At 45.9% G+C, this 18,332-nt stretch carries 21 protein-coding genes, 5 tRNA genes and 1 pseudogene; 7 read left to right on the plus strand and 20 right to left on the minus strand.

Annotation, left to right across the window (positions count from 1 at the left end):
• Window positions 1-297: 297 nt before the first annotated feature.
• The 6 genes from ACE1CM_RS23750 to ACE1CM_RS23775 all read right to left on the minus strand — a co-directional run bounded on the left by ACE1CM_RS23750 (window position 298) and on the right by ACE1CM_RS23775 (window position 3,376).
• On the minus strand, window positions 298-1,458 hold the full coding sequence (locus tag ACE1CM_RS23750) for a ribonuclease inhibitor (protein WP_374880987.1): 1,161 nt from the start codon (window positions 1,456-1,458) through the stop codon (window positions 298-300).
• Between the two features lie 6 nt (window positions 1,459-1,464).
• The gene (locus tag ACE1CM_RS23755) at window positions 1,465-2,853 is read right to left on the minus strand and encodes an SDR family NAD(P)-dependent oxidoreductase (RefSeq protein ID WP_374880989.1); all 1,389 of its coding nucleotides are present in this window, start codon (window positions 2,851-2,853) and stop codon (window positions 1,465-1,467) included.
• Window positions 2,854-2,901: 48 nt separating this feature from the next.
• A tRNA-Arg gene (locus ACE1CM_RS23760) sits at window positions 2,902-2,974 on the minus strand.
• An 8-nt stretch (window positions 2,975-2,982) separates the two neighbouring features.
• Window positions 2,983-3,057: transfer RNA gene (locus ACE1CM_RS23765), tRNA-Glu, on the minus strand.
• A 163-nt stretch (window positions 3,058-3,220) separates the two neighbouring features.
• A tRNA-Val gene (locus tag ACE1CM_RS23770) sits at window positions 3,221-3,293 on the minus strand.
• Between the two features lie 8 nt (window positions 3,294-3,301).
• Window positions 3,302-3,376 (minus strand) — tRNA-Glu (locus ACE1CM_RS23775).
• A 126-nt stretch (window positions 3,377-3,502) separates the two neighbouring features.
• Between ACE1CM_RS23775 and ACE1CM_RS23780 the strand changes: the two genes are divergently transcribed.
• Window positions 3,503-3,760 (plus strand): hypothetical protein, encoded by a 258-nt coding sequence (locus ACE1CM_RS23780; RefSeq protein WP_374880991.1) that lies wholly within the window; start codon window positions 3,503-3,505, stop codon window positions 3,758-3,760.
• Between the two features lie 87 nt (window positions 3,761-3,847).
• A complete protein-coding gene (locus ACE1CM_RS23785; RefSeq protein WP_374880993.1) occupies window positions 3,848-4,252 on the plus strand; it encodes a type II toxin-antitoxin system VapC family toxin in 405 nt (134 codons plus the stop codon).
• A 406-nt stretch (window positions 4,253-4,658) separates the two neighbouring features.
• Here ACE1CM_RS23785 and ACE1CM_RS23790 read toward each other — a convergent pair whose 3' ends face one another.
• The 4 genes from ACE1CM_RS23790 to ACE1CM_RS23805 all read right to left on the minus strand — a co-directional run bounded on the left by ACE1CM_RS23790 (window position 4,659) and on the right by ACE1CM_RS23805 (window position 8,003).
• Complete coding sequence (locus ACE1CM_RS23790) at window positions 4,659-5,507, minus strand: alpha/beta fold hydrolase (RefSeq protein ID WP_374880995.1); 849 nt, start codon at window positions 5,505-5,507, stop codon at window positions 4,659-4,661.
• A gap of 96 nt (window positions 5,508-5,603) precedes the next feature.
• The gene (locus ACE1CM_RS23795; protein WP_374880996.1) at window positions 5,604-6,185 is read right to left on the minus strand and encodes an SH3 domain-containing protein; all 582 of its coding nucleotides are present in this window, start codon (window positions 6,183-6,185) and stop codon (window positions 5,604-5,606) included.
• Between the two features lie 211 nt (window positions 6,186-6,396).
• Window positions 6,397-7,785 (minus strand): AtzE family amidohydrolase, encoded by a 1,389-nt coding sequence (locus ACE1CM_RS23800; protein ID WP_374880998.1) that lies wholly within the window; start codon window positions 7,783-7,785, stop codon window positions 6,397-6,399.
• Window positions 7,782-8,003, minus strand: a complete 222-nt coding sequence (locus tag ACE1CM_RS23805; RefSeq protein WP_374880999.1) for a DUF4089 domain-containing protein — start codon at window positions 8,001-8,003, stop codon at window positions 7,782-7,784. Before ACE1CM_RS23805 ends, ACE1CM_RS23800 begins: the two co-directional genes overlap by 4 nt.
• A gap of 106 nt (window positions 8,004-8,109) precedes the next feature.
• Between ACE1CM_RS23805 and ACE1CM_RS23810 the strand changes: the two genes are divergently transcribed.
• Window positions 8,110-8,316: a hypothetical protein gene (locus ACE1CM_RS23810; RefSeq protein WP_374881001.1), complete on the plus strand. Its 207-nt coding sequence runs from the start codon at window positions 8,110-8,112 to the stop codon at window positions 8,314-8,316.
• An 87-nt stretch (window positions 8,317-8,403) separates the two neighbouring features.
• Window positions 8,404-9,174, plus strand: a complete 771-nt coding sequence (locus ACE1CM_RS23815; RefSeq protein ID WP_374881003.1) for a Uma2 family endonuclease — start codon at window positions 8,404-8,406, stop codon at window positions 9,172-9,174.
• 20 nt (window positions 9,175-9,194) lie between these two features.
• Here ACE1CM_RS23815 and ACE1CM_RS23820 read toward each other — a convergent pair whose 3' ends face one another.
• On the minus strand, window positions 9,195-9,536 hold the full coding sequence (locus ACE1CM_RS23820; RefSeq protein ID WP_374881005.1) for a DUF952 domain-containing protein: 342 nt from the start codon (window positions 9,534-9,536) through the stop codon (window positions 9,195-9,197).
• Between the two features lie 15 nt (window positions 9,537-9,551).
• Window positions 9,552-9,800 (minus strand): IS200/IS605 family transposase, encoded by a 249-nt coding sequence (gene tnpA / locus ACE1CM_RS23825; RefSeq protein ID WP_374881006.1) that lies wholly within the window; start codon window positions 9,798-9,800, stop codon window positions 9,552-9,554.
• 235 nt (window positions 9,801-10,035) lie between these two features.
• Here tnpA and ACE1CM_RS23830 point away from each other — a divergent pair, with 235 nt between their 5' ends.
• Both ACE1CM_RS23830 and ACE1CM_RS23835 read left to right on the plus strand, forming a co-directional pair.
• Entirely contained in the window at window positions 10,036-10,194 is a 159-nt protein-coding gene (locus ACE1CM_RS23830; protein ID WP_374881008.1) for a hypothetical protein, read from the plus strand.
• A gap of 228 nt (window positions 10,195-10,422) precedes the next feature.
• On the plus strand, window positions 10,423-10,584 hold the full coding sequence (locus ACE1CM_RS23835; protein ID WP_374881021.1) for a hypothetical protein: 162 nt from the start codon (window positions 10,423-10,425) through the stop codon (window positions 10,582-10,584).
• Window positions 10,585-10,885: 301 nt separating this feature from the next.
• Here ACE1CM_RS23835 and ACE1CM_RS23840 read toward each other — a convergent pair whose 3' ends face one another.
• The 6 genes from ACE1CM_RS23840 to ACE1CM_RS23865 all read right to left on the minus strand — a co-directional run bounded on the left by ACE1CM_RS23840 (window position 10,886) and on the right by ACE1CM_RS23865 (window position 16,742).
• A complete protein-coding gene (locus ACE1CM_RS23840) occupies window positions 10,886-12,121 on the minus strand; it encodes an ATP phosphoribosyltransferase regulatory subunit (RefSeq protein WP_374881010.1) in 1,236 nt (411 codons plus the stop codon).
• On the minus strand, window positions 12,121-13,131 hold the full coding sequence (locus ACE1CM_RS23845; RefSeq protein WP_374881012.1) for a DnaJ domain-containing protein: 1,011 nt from the start codon (window positions 13,129-13,131) through the stop codon (window positions 12,121-12,123). Before ACE1CM_RS23845 ends, ACE1CM_RS23840 begins: the two co-directional genes overlap by 1 nt.
• 83 nt (window positions 13,132-13,214) lie before the next feature.
• On the minus strand, window positions 13,215-14,057 hold the full coding sequence (locus tag ACE1CM_RS23850) for an inositol monophosphatase family protein (RefSeq protein WP_374881014.1): 843 nt from the start codon (window positions 14,055-14,057) through the stop codon (window positions 13,215-13,217).
• A gap of 2 nt (window positions 14,058-14,059) precedes the next feature.
• On the minus strand, window positions 14,060-14,737 hold the full coding sequence (locus tag ACE1CM_RS23855) for a thermonuclease family protein (protein WP_374881016.1): 678 nt from the start codon (window positions 14,735-14,737) through the stop codon (window positions 14,060-14,062).
• 100 nt (window positions 14,738-14,837) lie between these two features.
• Window positions 14,838-16,112, minus strand: a complete 1,275-nt coding sequence (gene iscB / locus ACE1CM_RS23860; RefSeq protein WP_374881017.1) for an RNA-guided endonuclease IscB — start codon at window positions 16,110-16,112, stop codon at window positions 14,838-14,840.
• 261 nt (window positions 16,113-16,373) lie between these two features.
• Window positions 16,374-16,742: a 2Fe-2S iron-sulfur cluster-binding protein gene (locus ACE1CM_RS23865; protein WP_374881019.1), complete on the minus strand. Its 369-nt coding sequence runs from the start codon at window positions 16,740-16,742 to the stop codon at window positions 16,374-16,376.
• 324 nt (window positions 16,743-17,066) lie between these two features.
• Between ACE1CM_RS23865 and ACE1CM_RS23870 the strand changes: the two genes are divergently transcribed.
• Window positions 17,067-17,153 (plus strand) — tRNA-Ser (locus ACE1CM_RS23870).
• A 724-nt stretch (window positions 17,154-17,877) separates the two neighbouring features.
• Here the strand turns inward: ACE1CM_RS23870 and ACE1CM_RS23875 are convergent.
• Together ACE1CM_RS23875 and ACE1CM_RS23880 are read right to left on the minus strand one after the other, a co-directional pair.
• Window positions 17,878-18,180 carry a zinc ribbon domain-containing protein gene (locus ACE1CM_RS23875; protein WP_374881023.1) on the minus strand — a complete coding sequence of 101 codons (303 nt, stop codon included), beginning with the start codon at window positions 18,178-18,180 and terminating at the stop codon, window positions 17,878-17,880.
• Window positions 18,128-18,332, minus strand: a pseudogene (locus tag ACE1CM_RS23880) (hypothetical protein); the annotation flags it as partial. The gene ACE1CM_RS23875 and the pseudogene ACE1CM_RS23880, both read right to left, overlap by 53 nt.

Below are 18,332 nucleotides of genomic sequence, written 5' to 3' on the forward strand. Positions count from 1 at the left end.
CCCCTTACCAAGGGGGGCTTTCCAGTTTCCCCCCTTACCAAGGGGGGCTTTCCAGTTTCCCCCCTTACCAAGGGGGGCTTTCCAGTTTCCCCCCTTACCAAGGGGGGCTAGGGGGGATCGGTTCCCCCCTTACCAAGGGGGGCTTTCCAGTTTCCCCCCTTGGCAAGGGGGGCTAGGGGGGATCGGTTCCCCCCTTACCAAGGGGGGCTAGGGGGGATCGGTTCCCCCCTTGGCAAGGGGGGCTAGGGGGGATCGGTTCCCCCCTTGGCAAGGGGGGCTAGGGGGGATCGGTTAAACTCAACGATATACACTCTGGATTAATGCGACGCTACGAGGTTTTTGTAACTCGTTACTCTGGTTTAGCATACGATTACGATCCAACAGCAGCTTAATTCGTCGATCTGGTTTACCATCTAAACTTAGATCGCACAATTTTTGATTGATTTCTAATGCATCAATCAGGGCTATTTTTCCGCGATCGCTAATTTCATTCCGATCGAGATTCAGCTTCAATAAGGTTTGGTTGTGGGTGAGAAAATTTGCGATCGCAATCGCACCTGCGTCTCCAATCTGATTGGGTTGCGCCGCTAATACTCGTGTAGAAGGACTGTAACCCAAATCCAGATTACCGATCTTGGGATGGGTTTGCAGTGCTGCTAATAGTCGATCGCACCCTTCTACCCCAATCCCATTGCTAGCAAGTCCTAACTCAAGCAATGTTTTATTACGTTCCAATCCACCTGCTAAAACTTTAACTCCGGCATCGCCAAGATGATTGACATTAAGAAATAAACCAGCGATCGCCGAATTATGAGCTAAAAGATTAGCCAGTAAATAGGCATGATTTGCCTGAATCTGATTGCCGCCCAAGTACAGCCGTTCGACGGTACAATTGGTGTGAGTCAAAACTTCTAAAATCGCTGCTAATCCCTCTTCTCCTATTTGGGTATTGACTAAATCCAGCGTGCGGATACTTTTGTTATGACGCAACATTTCAGCTAGATGATATGCACCTTCTACGCCAATCGGATTGCGCTTTAACCACAGCCCGGTTACAGATTGATTATGCGTTAATGCTGCGGCGAGTGCAGCAATACCCGTCGATGAAATTGCGTTGCAACCTAAATAAACAATTTCTAGGCGATTGTTACGTTGAATCAATCGCGCCACATCTTCAGCACCAAAATTACCTATACCATTAGTTCCGAGTAATAAGCTAGCGATCGCAGAATTGTTTGTCAATGCTTCAGTTACTAAATGGCATCCCGTCACGCCTAAACTTTGCTTGCACAAATCGAGTCTTCCATCCGGCATTACTGTGCCTCGCGGGAAAACTATTTTTTCAGTTATCCGTTGATTGGTGTGGAGATAATCGATTAAAGATTCTAGATCGATCAAAACTTCCTTAGAAGACTGAATAGAATTAGGTAATGGACAGTTGAGAGGTAGATTTGTCATTGTTCGCTACCAAGGATAAGGGGCATAATCTTTGAGAAAATGACCATAAATGGGGGTTTCGGGGTTTTCAATACCTTGAACAATCGGATCGTAAATTCTTGCCATTCCATCAATTGCATCTAATGGCGTGTAAAAATTTTGTGTGACTTGAATTCGCATCTTCTGAGGATAAGGATTTTCATTAGTAATCCAACCTGTATCTACACTGTTCATGAAAATATTATCTTTTGCATAATCAGCTGCCGAGGTTCGCGTCATCATATTCAATGCCGCTTTTGCCATATTGGTATGGGGATGATAGGGTGTTTTGCTGTCGCGGTTGAATTGTCCTTCCATTGCCGAAACGTTGATTATAAAGCGTCTTTCAAAGGGCGATCGCATCAATAATCCTTTGAGTTTACTGTTGATAATAAAGGGTGCGATCGCATTTACCAACTGGACTTCCAGTAACTCAATCGTGTTAACTTCATCCAGTTTTAGCAACCAGCTATTGATTGGACGAAGATCCAGTTGTTGTCCATCAGCATCAAATCTATCCGGCGGGAAGTAATCGGCGATGTAACTTGCTTGACTTTCCAGTAAAAGTGATTTTTGTTGAGCTAAATTTTCCTTGGATGTATTGCGATCGCTCAAAATTAACCCTTGGACTTTTTCTGATAATATTTGTGCTGCTTCATCTTCTTGATTTAGCAAATGTTGATAAAATGCCAAGGGACGTTTGATGGTTTGGGCAGCATTGTTAATAATGATATCTAATGCTGATTCAGTATGCAGTAAATCTTGTACAAATATTTCCAATGCTGGGATATTTCGCAGATCGAGTCCGTGAATTTGCAAGCGATCGCGCCACTGCTCAAAATCGGGTTCTAAACTATAACGGTAAGCACAGTCATAGGGAAATCTTGTGGTGAGAATTACCCGCGCACCATCCCGCAATAGCCGCAATACCATCTGATAACCAATCTTGATTCGTCCGCCTGTAACTAAGGCAATTCGCCCAGCTAAATTCGTGCGCTGTTGTCGTTTTTGATAGTTAAATTCAGCACATTTTGGGCAGAGTAAATGATAAAAAAAATGAATTTGCGTATAAGGGGTTTTACAAATGTAACAACAAATTGGTTTATGCAATTTATGCAAATTTGTTGTTGATTCTGGCAATGCAGCAAATGATTTTTGCTCGTGCTGATACTGCACCATCACAGTTGATGCTTTGAGTTGTTTATCTTCAACTCGCCGCTGTTGTTGTTGAGTTTGACGAAAACTTCTACGCCCCTCTTTATAGATTTTGGCAATCAAACTTTTGAAGCGATCGTGTTCGCTAATAATCTCTGGCTCTTCTGAAATTTGTTGCAGAACATTGAGGCATATTTCTAATTGGTCTGCTGGGATATTCATCTTGACCAACCGAGAGGAAAGATGGAACAGAAACACCCCTTTAGGGGATGGGGACTAAGAGGATTTGACCCCCTAACTTCAGGTTCCGTAGACCTGCACTCTTCCGTTGAGTTATAGCCCCCAAAAAGCTGGGACTGAGGGAGGATCGAACTCCCAACCTCTGCCGTGAAAGGGCAGCGAGCTTCCAATTGCTCTACCAATCCCAAATATCTGAAATTTCTTCTACTACATTATGTAGCGTTAGGAGAATGGATGTCAAGAACTATTTATTTAATGTCCGGTTGAGGCAGGTTTTTAATTATTCCAGAGGGATATTCATATTCACCAACTGAGAGAAAAGATTGAACAGAAAAACCCCTTTAGGGGGTGGGGACTAAGAGGATTTGAACCTCCAACTTCTTCCCTGTCAAGGAAGCACTCTTCCGTTGAGTTATAGCCCCCAAAAAGGTGGGACTGAGGGAGATTTGAACTCCCAACCTCTGCCCTGAAAGGGCAGCGCTCTTCCAATTGAGCTACCAATCCCAAATATCCGAATTTATATATTACATAATGTAGTATAAAACGATGGATGTCAAGGGGTATTTAGAAGCGATCGCTAGAAGCGAGGGCAGAAGGTAAAATCTAAACAAGCCCCAAGAGTAGAACACCCATGATTATCACCCTCCCACCCGATCTCGAAGTCGTCTTGCAAGCCATTGCGTTGCGCCAGGGGAAAGATATAACTGCGATCGCGATCGAAATCCTGACTCAAAGCCTCGCCGTCAATCCAAACGCAATTTTTACCAAACAAGCTAAATTCATGCGCTTTGCAGGTATCGCCGCCGAAGAATCCGCTGTCCTCACCAGTCTGGAAGAAGACGTTTTCCGCGATCGCGCCCTCGATCTAAAACGGCAAGTAGATATATAGCATTTCCATTTGAGATCTGAACTAAAAACCCTTATAAAATAAGTTTTGCAGTAGTTTCGCCGTTCAGGAATCAGTTGTAAAACTAATATGAAAAAAGCCCTTCTAGATACCAACATCCTCTCCCACTTTCTCAGAGGACAAGGCAACGTTGTCGCTAAACTCAACGAGTATGGGCAATTTTACGACTTCCTGACTTTTTCGATCCTGACCTATTACGAAATCAAAGCTGGACTCACCTACCGAGATTGCAAAAAACTGCTGACTCAATTTGAAGAAATTGCCCGCGAAAGCGAAATCCTGCACCTATATCTGCCAACAATGGATATTGCCAGCAAAATCCACAGAGATTTGCGGCAGCAGGGTGTGGCGATCGCGCCAATCGACTTACTGATTGCAGCCAGTGCAATTGAGCATGACTGTACGCTGATTACAGCTAATGTCCAACACTTCCAGAACATTCAGGGCTTGCGTTATGAGAATTGGGCGCAATGAGCGATCGCGCCATCGACAACATTGCTAATAGCTAATTGCTAATAGCATCTAAATGTAGGGTGCGTTAGCAAAGCATAACGCACCGCAATCCCTATAGCGGATTGCAGCCGTATGATATCATTTCCGGTTGCATCGGCATCGCACTCCTTGGGGCGGGTTTAAAAAGATATCTCGCGGTTCCACTTAATTGGCAGGTATTACCCGCCCCTACAACACAATTAACTATAGAAGTCCGATGCTAACGGACATGATATGAGGTACACCGAAGGAATGCAATAGCGGCACTATACGCGGGTGCCGCTATACAAACAAGCCAAAAGGCTGTACCTCACTCGAAAAGCAATCCGCTGTAATCGGAGCATTTTTCCCGATCGAGCTATTAGCAATTAGCCCTTAGCAACTTGAGTTAAGTATTTCTCAGCCACTCAATCAACTCTTTATCGAATAGATCTGGCTCTTCAAAGTGAGGCGCATGACTGCTCTTTTCAAATACACGAATAGTAAGATTGCTGAACTTGTCTCTTATAGATTCCCACATATATGGTGGTGGAACTAGGTAATCGTAACGACCGAGAGCAAGGAACGCAGGCGCTTGCAACCGCTCTAAGTTTTCAGTAATATCTATGTCCCGAAAAACTTCGCCCCAAACATAATCAAACATAGCCATATTTACTTGTATACCTTCCCAAAGTTTTGTCGCGTCATAGTTGTAATCAAACCAACTTTTCGGCCCCATCAGAAGGCAATAAGTAATAAAAGCTTTCTCAGGTGCGGCTTCTATTTCTTGAGGCAACCTTGCCAGGTTTTTAGCAAGAACTGCTTTTCGTTCGGGACAAACAGAATCATTCAAATATCGTTGGGCAGCAATATGACCTTCAGGTGAGAAATTTGGTGCTGCACACATCATTACTACATGAGACACATTGGCTGGATATTTCTTGGCATACTCCAATGCCATAAATGCATGACCTGAATGACCAATAATCATAACCCGATCCAATCCTAATTGTTTCCTAACGAGTTCAATATCATCAACCAGTAGGTCTAACTGGAACCCAGAAGTGTCTTGACAATCGTAAGGAGGCGAGAAACCTCGATGATCGACAAAGACCAAGTTTAGATGGTTACGCAGATTGTGAGAAAACGTTCTTGAGTAATACAGCGAACTTCCAACTACAATGGCAGGAGTTCCAGTACCTTCAACAATATACAGGAGCTTAAAACCGCTGGAATATACATGGCCTGTTAAAGACATTTTTTTACCCTTGCAGATTTTACGAGCTTAATTGGTGACTCAGATCCCTGGCATTACGCGATCCACACTTAAAAAATTTTCAAATCCAGAGTTTTGCTATTTGTTATTGAGTTCGATCGTGGGCGTGCCGTCAATTGCTTGGAAAACGCGCACGGTGATATTACCCTCATACAAATAACTCGTTCCTTCGGGTGAAGATTCAACTATGACAGGAACCCTATTTAACAAAGTCGCCCCGCTTTGGCTGTCATAAATATCCATGAATGTTTCGTCATCTTGATTAAAAATTTGGATCAGCATTTGTTCTGATTGGAAAGAAAGAATTATATTCTTTACACCAGGAGGTTTAGCAGCTGTAGGAGCATTTGGATCGGGGAGATCGAGGGAAGTAGCGGGAATCCAGCCGATTCTACCAGAGCGCGAAAACCTGACGCGATACCAAATATAGCCATCAACACCAACCATTCGGTCGATAATTGTGACGCGATCGCCCGCTAATCCATACCCTAACCGGCGCGAGTTGGCTGTGGGTTGCGATCGCACGTTGATCTGTACGTTGGGATTGCCTTTTAGCGTCACTTCTTGTCCGATACCAGGTGTTAAAGACTGGTTTGGATCGCCTTTTAGCGTCGCTTCTTGTGCCTCAGCAGATGTAAAATAACCGAGCAAAATTACCATTGTTGTAGCAATTAATGGCAGTATTTTTTCTGCTAAACCCTGTCTAAAGAGGATTGCAAGCGAGTGAGCAAAAGCCTTATGGCTTAGTTTGTGTAGCGGCACCCTTAAGGGTGCCCGCACACAGCTGTTGGTGTACCTCATACGGCTGAAATTCGCTATAAATACTAATGAATTAAACCTGTTTTGCTTGTTCATATCCACTCCTTTCAACCTAATGCACAACTGGTGCAGATACAACACCCATCGCTTCCAAGACAGCAGCTACGCGCAAAATGAGTGCTTCGTTATAGGGTGCTGCAATTATTTGAACGCCCAAAGGTAGGGCATTCGGACGTTGAATTGGCACTGATATAATCGGCAATCCAATAAAAGATAATGGCTGGGTAAATAATCCCAAATTAGGACGGACGAGAATTTCTTCGCCATCGACGACGATTTTTTGTTGACCAATTGGCGTGGCTGGATAAGGCGTCGTAGGTGCGAGAATTATATCGACATTTTGCAACACTTCACGGACGCGATCGCGAAACCACTGTCTAAACCTTTGTGCCTGAATATACCAATCTGCTGCAATTAACGCACCGGCGAGAAAGCGATCGCGCGTCGCCAAATCGAAATCACCGGGACGCGATCGCAAGTCATCCAAATGCAAATTAGCCCCTTCCGCCGCCGTAATTATATAAGCCGCCGCCCTAGCGCGATCGGGTTCTGGTAAGGTAACGTATTGGGTAACATTTAAAGCGCGAGCAACTTGTTCCACAGCTTCTAAGGCTTCTGGATATGCCCCTTTAGTAAAATAGTCACCCGCGATCGCAATTCTTAGCCCTTCAATTCCTTGGGATAATTGAGGCAAACAAGGTTCCGGATTGCGCTTTGTGCAAACCGGATCTCTTTCATCTGAACCTTGCAAAATATCGAAGGCAGTGGCAATATCGCGCACCGATCTACCAAATGGCCCGATACAATCAAAACTACTGGAAAATAAAACAGTTCCCCCACGGGATAAGCGTCCGTAAGTTGGTTTTAAGCCAAAAATTCCGCACAAAGCAGCGGGGACGCGAATAGAACCGTTGGTATCCGAACCCAATGTTAATGGTACTAAACCCCCAGCCACAGCAGCAGCAGAACCTCCAGAAGAACCGCCTGCAATCCGCGTTAAGTCGTGGGGATTATGGGTAGCGCCATAATGGGCATTTTCTGTGACAAAACCATAGGCGTATTCGTCCATATTCAGCGCGCCTACTAACACTGCACCCGCTTGTTTTAGTCGCGCCACTGCGGTAGCGTCAGCAATTGCTGGAGGTTTTTCGGCGTTAATTTTTGACCCGGCGAGAGTAGTAATTCCGCCGATATCAAATAAGTTTTTCACCGCAAAGGGGACGCCTGCGAGGGGACCTGGGTTTTTTCCGGATGCGATCGCTAAATCTATCTTTTCCGCTTCTGCCATTGCGGTATCGGATAACACAGCGGTAAAGCAATTCAGCGCTTGATTTTTATCGGCAATGCGGGCTAATGCAGCAGCAACTATTGCTTTGGCGGATACTTCATGCCCTTTTACGACTTCCGCTATTTGAGTAGCATCGGGATAAGCTTTGCTCATGGTTCAAAGATGGGGGCGGCTTCGATTTCTGCGGGTAGGGGGAATTCGGTGACGAGTTTTGCCACGGCGATAATGCGTTCCATGTTCTCGATTACACCTCTGCGATGTTCCGGGTGGAGAGGCAAGTTGATTAGTAATGCCATTTGATCGACGTATTCTGCTGGATCGAGGGATTTTTGTGACATAGGCGGGATGAAGGAGACTACCTGTTGAAACATTACCATTTGATGGTACTACCCATTGATGGCAGTGCCACAAATGGCAATCTTGCTAGAAACATTTAATAACAATAAAGTTGGAAAGGCCAGTTAGGTACATCCAAATATGGAAGCGTTACATCAGCTTATCCGACTTAACTATACTCGTTTATCAGAAGACATCCAAGCCGAACTAACTTTTCTGGGCGAACTTGCAGAACTCACCGATGATGAAAGGTTCAGACAATCGATTGCTGAAGTTATATACAGTTTGAATGAACTATCAGATACATTAAACCTTCAGCGGCGATATCTCAGCGCCAGTTTAAAATAGAATCAAATTAGGTTGGGCTTACCGTGGGGAAACCCAACCTATAATTGTTCTAGAAACTGTTAACTACCTCTCAAGGAGATTTTGACAATGGTCAAATCTGAGGTCACACCTCCAAGCGCACTAACTGACCTGACACAGGAACTCGCTGAACGAGGTTGGCGGATTCAAGAAGAAGTCCAACCAGATGGCACGATTGTTTATACCAAAGTGCCGCTGACATCAGAAGAATTTCTGCATCCAAAGGAAGGATATCGTTTGCCTAACAACACTTTTCACGGCAATATTATTGTTGCTGCTAAAGAGATGCTGAACTGCCGCTACACTAATAACCCAGCGGTGGCAATATTCCACGATCTTTTAATCAAATGGGACAGTCCTGGTTTGAAAGATCATTGCCCTGATGTGTGCGTTGTGTTTGGTATTCGTAACAAAGATCGAGATCGGTCTAGTTTTGTGGTTAGTGAGGAAGGAGTTCGACCTAGTTTGATTATTGAAGTTGTCTCTCGTCGCTATCGCAAAGAAGACCGAGAAATAAAAGTGATTGAATACGAACAGGCTCAAGTTCAAGAATATATCATTATCGATCGACGGACTCAGCGAGGACAAGCGATCGATGAAGTGTTAGGCTATCGATTAGTTGCCTTTCGCTATCGACCTATTTCTCCAGATGAGGATGGACGTATCTTGTGCGAAACAGTAGGAATTTGGTTAAGTTTGCAGGATGGTTCTTTGGTGATGGAAGATACCCAAACTGGGGAACGATTGCGAACGGCAAAAGAATTGGCAGCAGAAAATCAAGATCTCAAAGCACAATTGCAGGCACTGCAAGCTCAACTCAAACAGCCAAGTGGGGAATGAGATAAAATCTATGCTAATTGCTAATGGCTAATTGTTATCCCTTGCGGTATTTTAAATTTTCCATCTTCTTCCGGTTCAAAGTCCAGAACCTGAGTTACTGCATCAATATTCAAAGCCCCATAAATGTGAGGAAATACATCGTTATCAACTGCTTCGTATTTAATTTCAGCTTTAACTTGTTCGGGTTCAATACACAACAGCACTAACCCTTTTTGGTTATGAAAAAATCTGTTAGCAGTTCTGATAATTTGTTGGGGAGTGGAACAATGGATAAAACCTTCAGTATCTAACGTATCGCCGCGATAGATTCCAGCTTGCTTCGCTTGTTCCCATTGTTCGCGCTTGGTGATGTGTAGGAGCATACTAAATTCAGTTGGCTAGGAGTTTTTAGGTTGCCGATTAAAGTTGATAGTAGCAAGCCACGGCTTGTAGTCAATCAGTAAGTGGACACGATCTGATTCGCGATTAAACGACAGTATGTCACAATCCCATTTCCTGAGTGGATCAACAAATATATCTTGTAACCTCGCCAAAATTTCCTTACTGATGGCTTTTTTACGGTACTTCACAACCAATACAATATGAGCGTTAAGCCTGTAAACAGACCTAAATCCGTTATAATACATACTTTACGACTAATAGCGGTAAATAGTACAATAGCAGTTATATTCAAACTCATCCACGTAGTTACAACTTTAAACAATGAGCAACAATACTCAAGCAAGAATGCCAAATTAACTTGAGTCCCGACAGAATCAGACGGGTACTCAAAAAAAGGGGTGGGTTTGGAAAAGATGGCGCAAAAGTCCACCCCAACCAAAATCAAGCTCTTACCAGTGCTTCAAACAAGCAGATTTATTAATGCTTAAGCTTTGGGCAGAACAGGGGCTAATTTGCCTGAAATATGCAGCCTGTAGCGGATTTGAACGCGCTAGCGACATGGGTTACAGTTATATTCGTCGCGGTCAACAACAGCATATACATCAACCGCGTCAACGGGGAAAAAAAGCAGTGCATTAGGTTTTTTACAGCCCCAAAAAAGTTTTGAATATGGTTTAGTTGTCGGAGGATTTAATAGCGAACGCTAGCTTAAACTGCTAGATTGGCAAGCAGAAAAAGCCGCAGCGCATTTAGAAAAAACGGGTCAAATAACCGTGATAATTCAAGATGGGGCTGAGTTTCACATTCATCAGTTGTGTTAAACAGCATTGGCAGCGTTGGCAATCTTAGGGTTTGTTTTTATTCTTTTTGCCCCCCTACTCGCCACAAATGAATCCCATAGAAGATGAATGGTTGCATCTCAAAAGAGATGAACTATCCAGTGGTGTTTTTGAAGATAAATATCTTGTGGCTATGGCGTTAATTGCTGGGATTGAAGCACGAGCTGTTCGATGTGGATACTCGCGTTGAACGGTTTAAATTCAATTTTTGTAATTCAGTTAAAAAAGTTTAAGAGTTGGCGGCTGATTTTCGAGAAAAAATTCTGGGCGCATCAGGGGATAGAGTTGGGTAAAATTGTCAAGCGGTGTCAACACGCTTGACAATTTTACCCAGGTCCTTTGGTCGTTGCCCAGAGGTAGAACGGGTCGCTGCGGAAGTCTTTAAGACGCCATCTAAAAGCCAGGATGCTGTAAGCGAAAGCCGAGATCCTGGAAGAGGATGGTCAGATTAAAGTCGATCGGGTTTTAGCGCCAGCGTTACCGGGAGAGTCTCAGAAAAGTTGCTCAATTTCCGATGAACCATCAGGTTTAACCCAGATAATTTTGCCAATTTGACGGCGACGGGCGTATTCGCGAATGGCATCGGGTGGGCGTCCTCCCAAGTCTAGTTCGACGCGGACTAAATTAGCCTCAGAACGCAGTTTTTGGGCGCAACTGATGGCAGCGGCGTCAGCTTGAGATGTTTGGGGGACGACTAAGAAGTCACTTCTGGGAATTTGGCGGGGAAGTTGCCCAGTTGGCAGCAAAATTTGGTACAGGTCTTCGATATTGAGACAGAAACCGATACCGGGAACATTTTGTCCTTGGGGGTGATAAAGTTGCAGCAAGCGATCGTAGCGCCCGCCTTGCCCTAGTATGCGCTGTCCGGTTTCGCTTTCGCCGACGACTTCAAATACGATGCCGGTGTAGTAGTCGAAGGTTTGAATTAAACTCAGGTCGAGGATGATATTTAAAGTATCTTCATGACCTTTGGCATCGCTTAAGCACTCTTGGAGTAATTCTACGAGAGATTTAAGGTTAGAGAGCGCTTCTTGCCCGGATGGATCGAGTTCTAGAGTAGCAACTTGCTGGAGGATGTCGGCGGGGCGTCCGCGCAAATCTAGAAGGAATAGCGCCCGCTCTTGCAATTCTTCAGATAAGCGAAGGGTTTCTAGGGTAACGCGATCTAGGTGAGCGATCGCGCGCCTAATTTTATCTTGCAACCCGGATGGAAACGGGGCAAGAAGACTGCGCGTCAATTCTGCTTCGCCCAAAATTAAATGCCACTTGCTTAACTCCAGACTTTTCAAACAATCTGCCAGCAACAGCAAAATTTCTGCATCGGCAACCGTTCCCCCGCCGCCGATCAGTTCTACCCCTGCTTGATAGAATTCTTGCTGAGAACTGTAACTGTTTTCAGTAGCCCGTCGAAACACATTGGCATTGTAATATAGGCGCAGCGGATAGCTTGCACCCGCCATTCTGGTAACAGATGCTCGCGCAATAGAAGCGGTTAATTCCGGGCGCAATCCCAGACTTTCTTCTTCCCCATCTTGTACTTGAATCACCGTCGAACGGTTGATTGCACCGCCAGCCATTAGCGTATCCAACCGTTCGATAGTTGAAGTAATAATGCGGTGATAGCCCCACCCGTGAAACACTTGTTGCAAGCGATTTTCGATCCAGCGTTTTTGGGCGACATCGAGGGGCAATAAATCTCGCGCACCTGCTGGTGGTTGATGTACCATTATTTTTTCCCACCAAACAAACCAAAGAAACCGCCTTTGGAGTTATCATCGGGCTTTTTCTGAGTAGTTTTCCCCTGTGGTTTCTCCTGGGTTTTCCCTTGTGGTTTCTGGGTTGGTTGAGGGTTTCCCTTGACGGCGCGCATCGCCACTTGCTCGAACTCTTTCTTAGCTTCCACAACAGTTGGATCTTGAGGATTTAATTTCAAAGCTTGTTGCAGGTGAATTTTTGCCATTGTCGCCTGATTTTGCCGCAAATAAGCCTTTGCCAATAAACCGTGGCAGCGGCTACTATGGGGTTCCAATTTGAGCGCGTCTTTCAACTCTAAAATAGCTTTAGCGAAGCTATTTTTTGCCATATATTCTTCAGCGCGACGACAGTATGGTTCCGTCGGGGAAACGGGTTCTGCCTTTTGTTGTTTGGGCGGGGCAGGGGGGCGGGAGCTGACGGGTGCGCTGGTTGCTGGGGCGGGAGTGGGCGTTGCCGCTTTGGCTGCGACGGCGACTGCGGGTTGCGGTGCAACAACTCCACCCCCAGTTGCTTTTCGCATCAAGTAAACCAAGTTCAACTCGCTAATTTCAGCAATCTTTTCCATAACTTGGTCGATTGATTCGTATTGGGTTTCTGCTAACTTTTGCAGTATAGTTTTGTACTCGTGTTCCCAGTTATTCGAGCGTTTTAACTGCTTAGCCGTTTCACTTGTGACTTCAAGCTTATCCCTTTCTTGCAATAGCTGCTTTCCCATGCGTTGCAAAAGCGCGTTATGTTCGGCGCGACTGTGATCCTTAGACAGTTGTTCGTAGGCTGGGTTTACCAACTTAGCAAACAACTGACTCGCTTGCTGTTTAGCCGCTTCGCTTTCACTAGCACAAGCGTCGGGATGCAAGCGGCGCGATATTTTAATATACCTTTTGCGGATAACGCCTGGGTCTGCATCGAATGGTAACCCCAATACTGCGTGGTGGTCGCTGAAATCAAACTTGAATAATCCTCGTTCAATATCAAAAGACATACTGCGCTATCTTACCTCCGGGGGTGTTGATATCTAGTGTACTTTGCCACTTGAAGGCGGGGTACAAGCCCATTGGAGTTAGTTTACACTTTACCGAGCGGATTTTCCCATCCCTTCAAAGGACTTACCCGTCCCAGTTCAGTACTAATGCTGTCGTGAATGTAACCGTTTGTTGCCAGTATTCTTCCTGAACGAAGCTGCAAGGGACTACCATCGTAGGCAGTTACCTTGCCACCAGCTTCTTCCACCAGCACTACTCCCGCGGCGATATCCCAAATGGAAATCCCTCTTTCCCAGTATCCATCCACACGTCCCATCGCGACGCAAGCGAGATCGAGGGAGGCAGAACCGCTGCGCCTCACGCCTTGGGTAAGATGGGTCAGGTGACAGAACTCTGCATAATTATTATCTGCTGTTTCCCGGCGGTCGTAGGCAAAGCCGGTTACCAATAAACTTTTGTTCAGTTCGGTTGTTTGGGAAACGCGGATGGGATGGCGGTTTTTCGTTGCCCCTAAACCTTTGGCGGCGCGATATAACTCGTTATGGAAGGGGTCAAAAATAACGCCCATGCAGGGAATTCCAGCAAATAAAAGTCCGATTGAAACTGCAAAAAACGGGTATTGATGGGCGAAGTTAGTCGTTCCGTCTAAAGGATCGATCGCCCAAAGGTATTCGCTTTCTGTTGTGCCTAATTGCCCCGATTCTTCTGTCAGAATGGGGTGGTCGGGAACGTGGCGTGTCAGTACATCTAAGATGGCGACTTCAGAAGCTTTATCTGCTGCGGTTAATAAATCTCCCGGACGCCCTTTTTCTGCGATTTCTTCTAGTTTTCCCAAATATGTTGGCAAAATTGCCCCAGCAGCAAGCGCCGCTTCGGTGGCGATGTCCAATAAATTTTGCAGTTGGGTGGAGGTGGGTAGATGCATGGTTATCGATTTTGACGGCGGAATTCGCTGGGGGATTGGCGCATGGGTTTTTCTGGGTTCCAAATCCCTAATCCCATGAGTCTAGCCCATTCTTGGGCCTGTTCTAGACGTTCGTCGTATTTGGTGGCAAGACTGCGGGGCCAAAACAGCGCCAAACCTTCTGCTACCATCTGTTCGTTGAGCAGGACGCCGTTTTTCCAGACATAAGCGAGTTTGCGGTCAAAGCTGTCTTTGGTTTCCACGTCGGACTCTAATAAAACGGGTTCTTTTCCAACTAATTCCTCGAGTCGCTTTTTCGCTTGAGGTCCCCAAGGTCGCTGTTTGACATCCGGTGCTTCGATGCCAATTAAACGCACCCGCTGGATCAACGTAGGTTGATCGCCGACTCCCGTCACTTCTAAAGTTTGTCCGCTGACCACTTCCGCCTGTACCGTTGGACCAGTGGGTTTAGGCGCGTTCTGACAAGCAGAAAGGAGAATTAGACAGCAAAGAGTCAATAGAATGGCGAGGGGTGGGGGAGTGGGAAGTCTATGAGACTTTTGCCATAACTCTTGTGGGGTGGGCATCCTGCCTGCCCTTGAGTTTCTTTTTTGCAGAGGTCTATTAGACTTTTCGATAAAATCCAGTCGATGGCGGGCGAGACGCCCACCCCACAAGAGTTTTTGCAGAAGTCTAGTCATCTAAAAATCCTCGGAAAGCGTGTCACCTTTGTGTCAAGAGACCAGGTCGGAACGCGACGCGGCGGTTTCAACCGCCGTTACAATTAGTCCGACACACTCTTCAAAAGCCATAGTTGTAGCCATCCTGGCGTTGAACTGGTTTGCAATAGTTATGATTGATGCCTTGCACCAATCCTCGAGCGGTTGAGATATTGAACGAACCTGTTGAGCGAACAGCGACTCGACCAACATACTCACCAATCTTTTTCCCGGTCAAGACAACAGCTTTCACAATGTCACCTGTTTGAAAGCCTTGAACAAACTTGAATTGTGGAACATAACGCGATGGAAATCCGTACTTATCCGTGCGGCACATTTGGCGCGTACCATGTCCCGTTGCTTTGATCTGCAATGGTTTTGAAGTCAAGAGGAGCAACGTCTCGACACTACCCACGCAGGCAGCATCTAACCAATGCTGTTTGGGCAGTCCGAATCGAATTCGATTGAACTTGGTTTGCCCACCAGACCCCGTTGAAACCGGAAAACCCGTTTCCTTGAGTTGGTTAAACAATGCCCACCGGGTTGAATTGACCGCTGCTGCATCCTTCAATGGACGTTTCGCTTGAGCCAAAATCCGGTTGAGCAGATCCGGCTTCTTGGCTAAAAATTGCTCAATGTCTTTCGTCCCCTTGCGAATATTGCACTTCTCACATGCAAGGCACAGGTTAGAAATGCGGTCAGATCCACCTTTGGCGCGCGGTCGAATATCTTCAATTTGCCAGGGGACATCTTCTTTGGAACAGTAAGCGCATTTTCTGTCCCATTTGTTGAGGAAATACTCGCGCACCTCGTAGCCATAGAGCGTGCCTTGTTGGTATTCGACTCCTGCAATTTCTGGATTCTCCATCTGTTGCAAATCGAAGCGAACCAACTCTTGAATAATCGCTCCAATTGGCGCCAGCCGAATCAGTTTGCCAACCCAAGTCATTGTTGTTTCGACCCGATGCTGCAATGATGGTGCTAACCATCCTTTGGGACGGGTGCGATTCAGGAATCGGGCTTTGCGATAGCGGGTATGGCGATGGCGACGCGATCGACGGATAGAGCGACGACTATCAAGACTTGCTTTAATCGCTTGACCGCGATGATGCAGGTTGGCACCAAATATTACCTTATCTCCCTGTTTAAGGGCGATACCTGTAACCTGCGAACCCGGATCTATTTTGAGTTCTAAGGATTGAACCGACTCAGGACTTGCTTGCTTGAGGATGATGCAAAATGGATAGCGACGAAACACCGCCGCTTTTCCTTGACTGAGGAGTTGACGCGCAACACAAGGATGAATCGGGTTTAGCCGCCGTTTATTCGTATCCAAAACCAAAACGTAATTCGACATTGAAAGTCTCCGTAGAACGGGTAATGTTCGCTTCGACCTGGTTATCGGGGCTTGTTCTACCTGCAACACTGGTTCAGTGACCTTAAACCTGTTTAATTGCAGATGACAGAGCGGGGAACTAGCGACGCATTCCGAGGTGTCTTGACCCCAATAACGGCTCCTTGGTAATACTGGACTCAATTGCCTTTCCAAGGGGTCTGGTCAGCACGGCGTCTTGACTTTCGCCTCTTGCCCCCGAATAGAATTCGGGGGTTGCTGACCCTAATCTTCATCCAACGGCAGTCCAACTTGCACTTTCCCTTTACCAAAGTAGCGACCAAACTGAAGTTCGTAGACTTCATCCTCATCCTGGGTTTCTACCTCCAAGTCAGAACGGGGATAACTGACGCACAACAGCGCATAACCTTTGCGGCGCAACTCCGGCGACAGTCCCATCGCCTCCGGTTGATATAATTCTCCAGAAAGCACCCGCACCGCACAACTGGTACAAGCACCGTTGCGACACGAGTAGGGCAAATCTACCCCTTGATTTTCGGCGCAGTGCAGTATATATCTATCTTCCGGGACTTCTACCCTGTGGTAGGTTCCCTTTTGGCGATAGTGAATTTTTATTTTATGGGAGCGAGGCATTGGCAAAATTGAAGCAACAAAATCTATCTTAAGGTTTGTGCGCTTCCCGCATAGCTTCTACAAAACCGGGACTTACGCAGCTACACTAAATTTGGTGTGATGGTGCGTTACGCGAGGCTAACGCACCCTACAGATAGAGACGGCATAGGGTCGGATAAATTGCCTGTGGAGGCGTACTGCCGGGGGCGATCCAACGATACAGGAAAGACAACAGCTGCAAGGTTGGGAATTCGTCACTATAGTGCTTGCGGTTTTTGAGGAAATATGTCAGAATAGAATTCTGTGCGAAAAATCCTGTGATGGACGATCGAACAGCGCACACCTGGAGAGGTGGCCGAGTGGTTGAAGGCGCAGCACTGGAAATGCTGTTTGGGGGCAACTTCAACGAGGGTTCGAATCCCTCCCTCTCCGTTCCCTATCTTCTGTCAAAATGCTTGTTACATAGGCATTTCAAAGAATTTACGCGCTCGCCAAACCCAAAGTTCTCTTCGATTAGGCAAGATGGGTTGGGTAATTTTAGCTGTTTTTTAATGGCTTTTGACTATGGTTTGACTATGATGGTGACTATGCAGAGTGCTATGTAGTTACCGAAATCAATTGGTTATTAGCCTCCCCCTTCTAGGGGGACTTTAATGCTAAAATATAGTTGGTTTCAGGTTGAAAATCCGCCAGAACGTGCCCGACAAATATGGCTGAAACAGTGCCACACGACAGCCTGGGAAATAGAAAAGACCACGAGCAACGATAACTCGTTAAACAGTGCAGTAAGTCTTCAACAAGGCTGAATGATGTGAGGAAAACAATTTCGGAGTAATCCGCGTACCGTGGGGCACACGGGAACATACCTTGAAATGGGTAAACGCTTGGAGAGTAGTCCATTCAATGGGGCGTCTAGATATTAAGTGATATTCTAGTAGGCTCGGACTAGACATAATCGTGTAAGACCTCGGTAGGGGCAACCTGAAAAGGCTGTGATTAGCTCAAGAATCTCCGCACTTTTAGGGCGGAGAGTTGTCAACATGTACAGCCAGACAACTACAGGTAAGTCACCTAAAGGTTCCGTCGGAGTACAGTCATTCCAGGGAAGGTTACGGTTACGGCTACCCCGGCAGTTGTTTAGTGACAACTCCCACCGCTAACCGCAAGCGGTGTAGCGGGGGCTTCTCAAATTCACGAATAAGAGTTCTTGCTTCACGGGCTGTCCATTGACTAAGCCTCCACAAGCAGCAAACGGTTGTCCCACCGTCCGTTTAAGTATGTTCAACGACGCATTCAAATCCCTGTCTAAGCTAACACCACAATTAGGACAATCGTGAACTCTAGTTGACAATTCTTTAACGACTCTTTCACCGCAATTAAAACACTCAATACTCGTACCTTTGGCATCAACTTCCTGAGTATGCTTGCCGCGTCTTACCGAAGAAAGCTTGCAAAATATTCAAAAATGCACCCCAAGCCACATCCAGTATCGATTTAGCTAATCTAGTTCTAGCCAGACCTTTGATATTTAATTTCTCGAACCCAATCAAATCGTAATTTAAACATAACCAATGAGCCACCAAATAATGAAAATCTTTCCGTTGTCTAGCA

Origin of the sequence: Microseira sp. BLCC-F43, assembly GCF_041929235.1 — a bacterium.
Lineage (GTDB): Bacteria > Cyanobacteriota > Cyanobacteriia > Cyanobacteriales > Aerosakkonemataceae > Microseira.

Bases quoted from the DNA above. Each gene is read 5' to 3' on its own strand.
- ACE1CM_RS23750 (WP_374880987.1), bottom strand. From the start codon at position 1,458: ATGACAAATCTACCTCTCAACTGTCCATTACCTAATTCTATTCAGTCT.
- ACE1CM_RS23755 (WP_374880989.1), bottom strand. From the start codon at position 2,853: ATGAATATCCCAGCAGACCAATTAGAAATATGCCTCAATGTTCTGCAA.
- ACE1CM_RS23780 (WP_374880991.1), top strand. From the start codon at position 3,503: ATGATTATCACCCTCCCACCCGATCTCGAAGTCGTCTTGCAAGCCATT.
- ACE1CM_RS23785 (WP_374880993.1), top strand. From the start codon at position 3,848: ATGAAAAAAGCCCTTCTAGATACCAACATCCTCTCCCACTTTCTCAGA.
- ACE1CM_RS23790 (WP_374880995.1), bottom strand. From the start codon at position 5,507: ATGTCTTTAACAGGCCATGTATATTCCAGCGGTTTTAAGCTCCTGTAT.
- ACE1CM_RS23795 (WP_374880996.1), bottom strand. From the start codon at position 6,185: ATGGTAATTTTGCTCGGTTATTTTACATCTGCTGAGGCACAAGAAGCG.
- ACE1CM_RS23800 (WP_374880998.1), bottom strand. From the start codon at position 7,785: ATGAGCAAAGCTTATCCCGATGCTACTCAAATAGCGGAAGTCGTAAAA.
- ACE1CM_RS23805 (WP_374880999.1), bottom strand. From the start codon at position 8,003: ATGTTTCAACAGGTAGTCTCCTTCATCCCGCCTATGTCACAAAAATCC.
- ACE1CM_RS23810 (WP_374881001.1), top strand. From the start codon at position 8,110: ATGGAAGCGTTACATCAGCTTATCCGACTTAACTATACTCGTTTATCA.
- ACE1CM_RS23815 (WP_374881003.1), top strand. From the start codon at position 8,404: ATGGTCAAATCTGAGGTCACACCTCCAAGCGCACTAACTGACCTGACA.
- ACE1CM_RS23820 (WP_374881005.1), bottom strand. From the start codon at position 9,536: ATGCTCCTACACATCACCAAGCGCGAACAATGGGAACAAGCGAAGCAA.
- tnpA (WP_374881006.1), bottom strand. From the start codon at position 9,800: ATGTATTATAACGGATTTAGGTCTGTTTACAGGCTTAACGCTCATATT.
- ACE1CM_RS23830 (WP_374881008.1), top strand. From the start codon at position 10,036: ATGCTTAAGCTTTGGGCAGAACAGGGGCTAATTTGCCTGAAATATGCA.
- ACE1CM_RS23840 (WP_374881010.1), bottom strand. From the start codon at position 12,121: ATGGTACATCAACCACCAGCAGGTGCGCGAGATTTATTGCCCCTCGAT.
- ACE1CM_RS23845 (WP_374881012.1), bottom strand. From the start codon at position 13,131: ATGTCTTTTGATATTGAACGAGGATTATTCAAGTTTGATTTCAGCGAC.
- ACE1CM_RS23850 (WP_374881014.1), bottom strand. From the start codon at position 14,057: ATGCATCTACCCACCTCCACCCAACTGCAAAATTTATTGGACATCGCC.
- ACE1CM_RS23855 (WP_374881016.1), bottom strand. From the start codon at position 14,737: ATGACTAGACTTCTGCAAAAACTCTTGTGGGGTGGGCGTCTCGCCCGC.
- iscB (WP_374881017.1), bottom strand. From the start codon at position 16,112: ATGTCGAATTACGTTTTGGTTTTGGATACGAATAAACGGCGGCTAAAC.
- ACE1CM_RS23865 (WP_374881019.1), bottom strand. From the start codon at position 16,742: ATGCCTCGCTCCCATAAAATAAAAATTCACTATCGCCAAAAGGGAACC.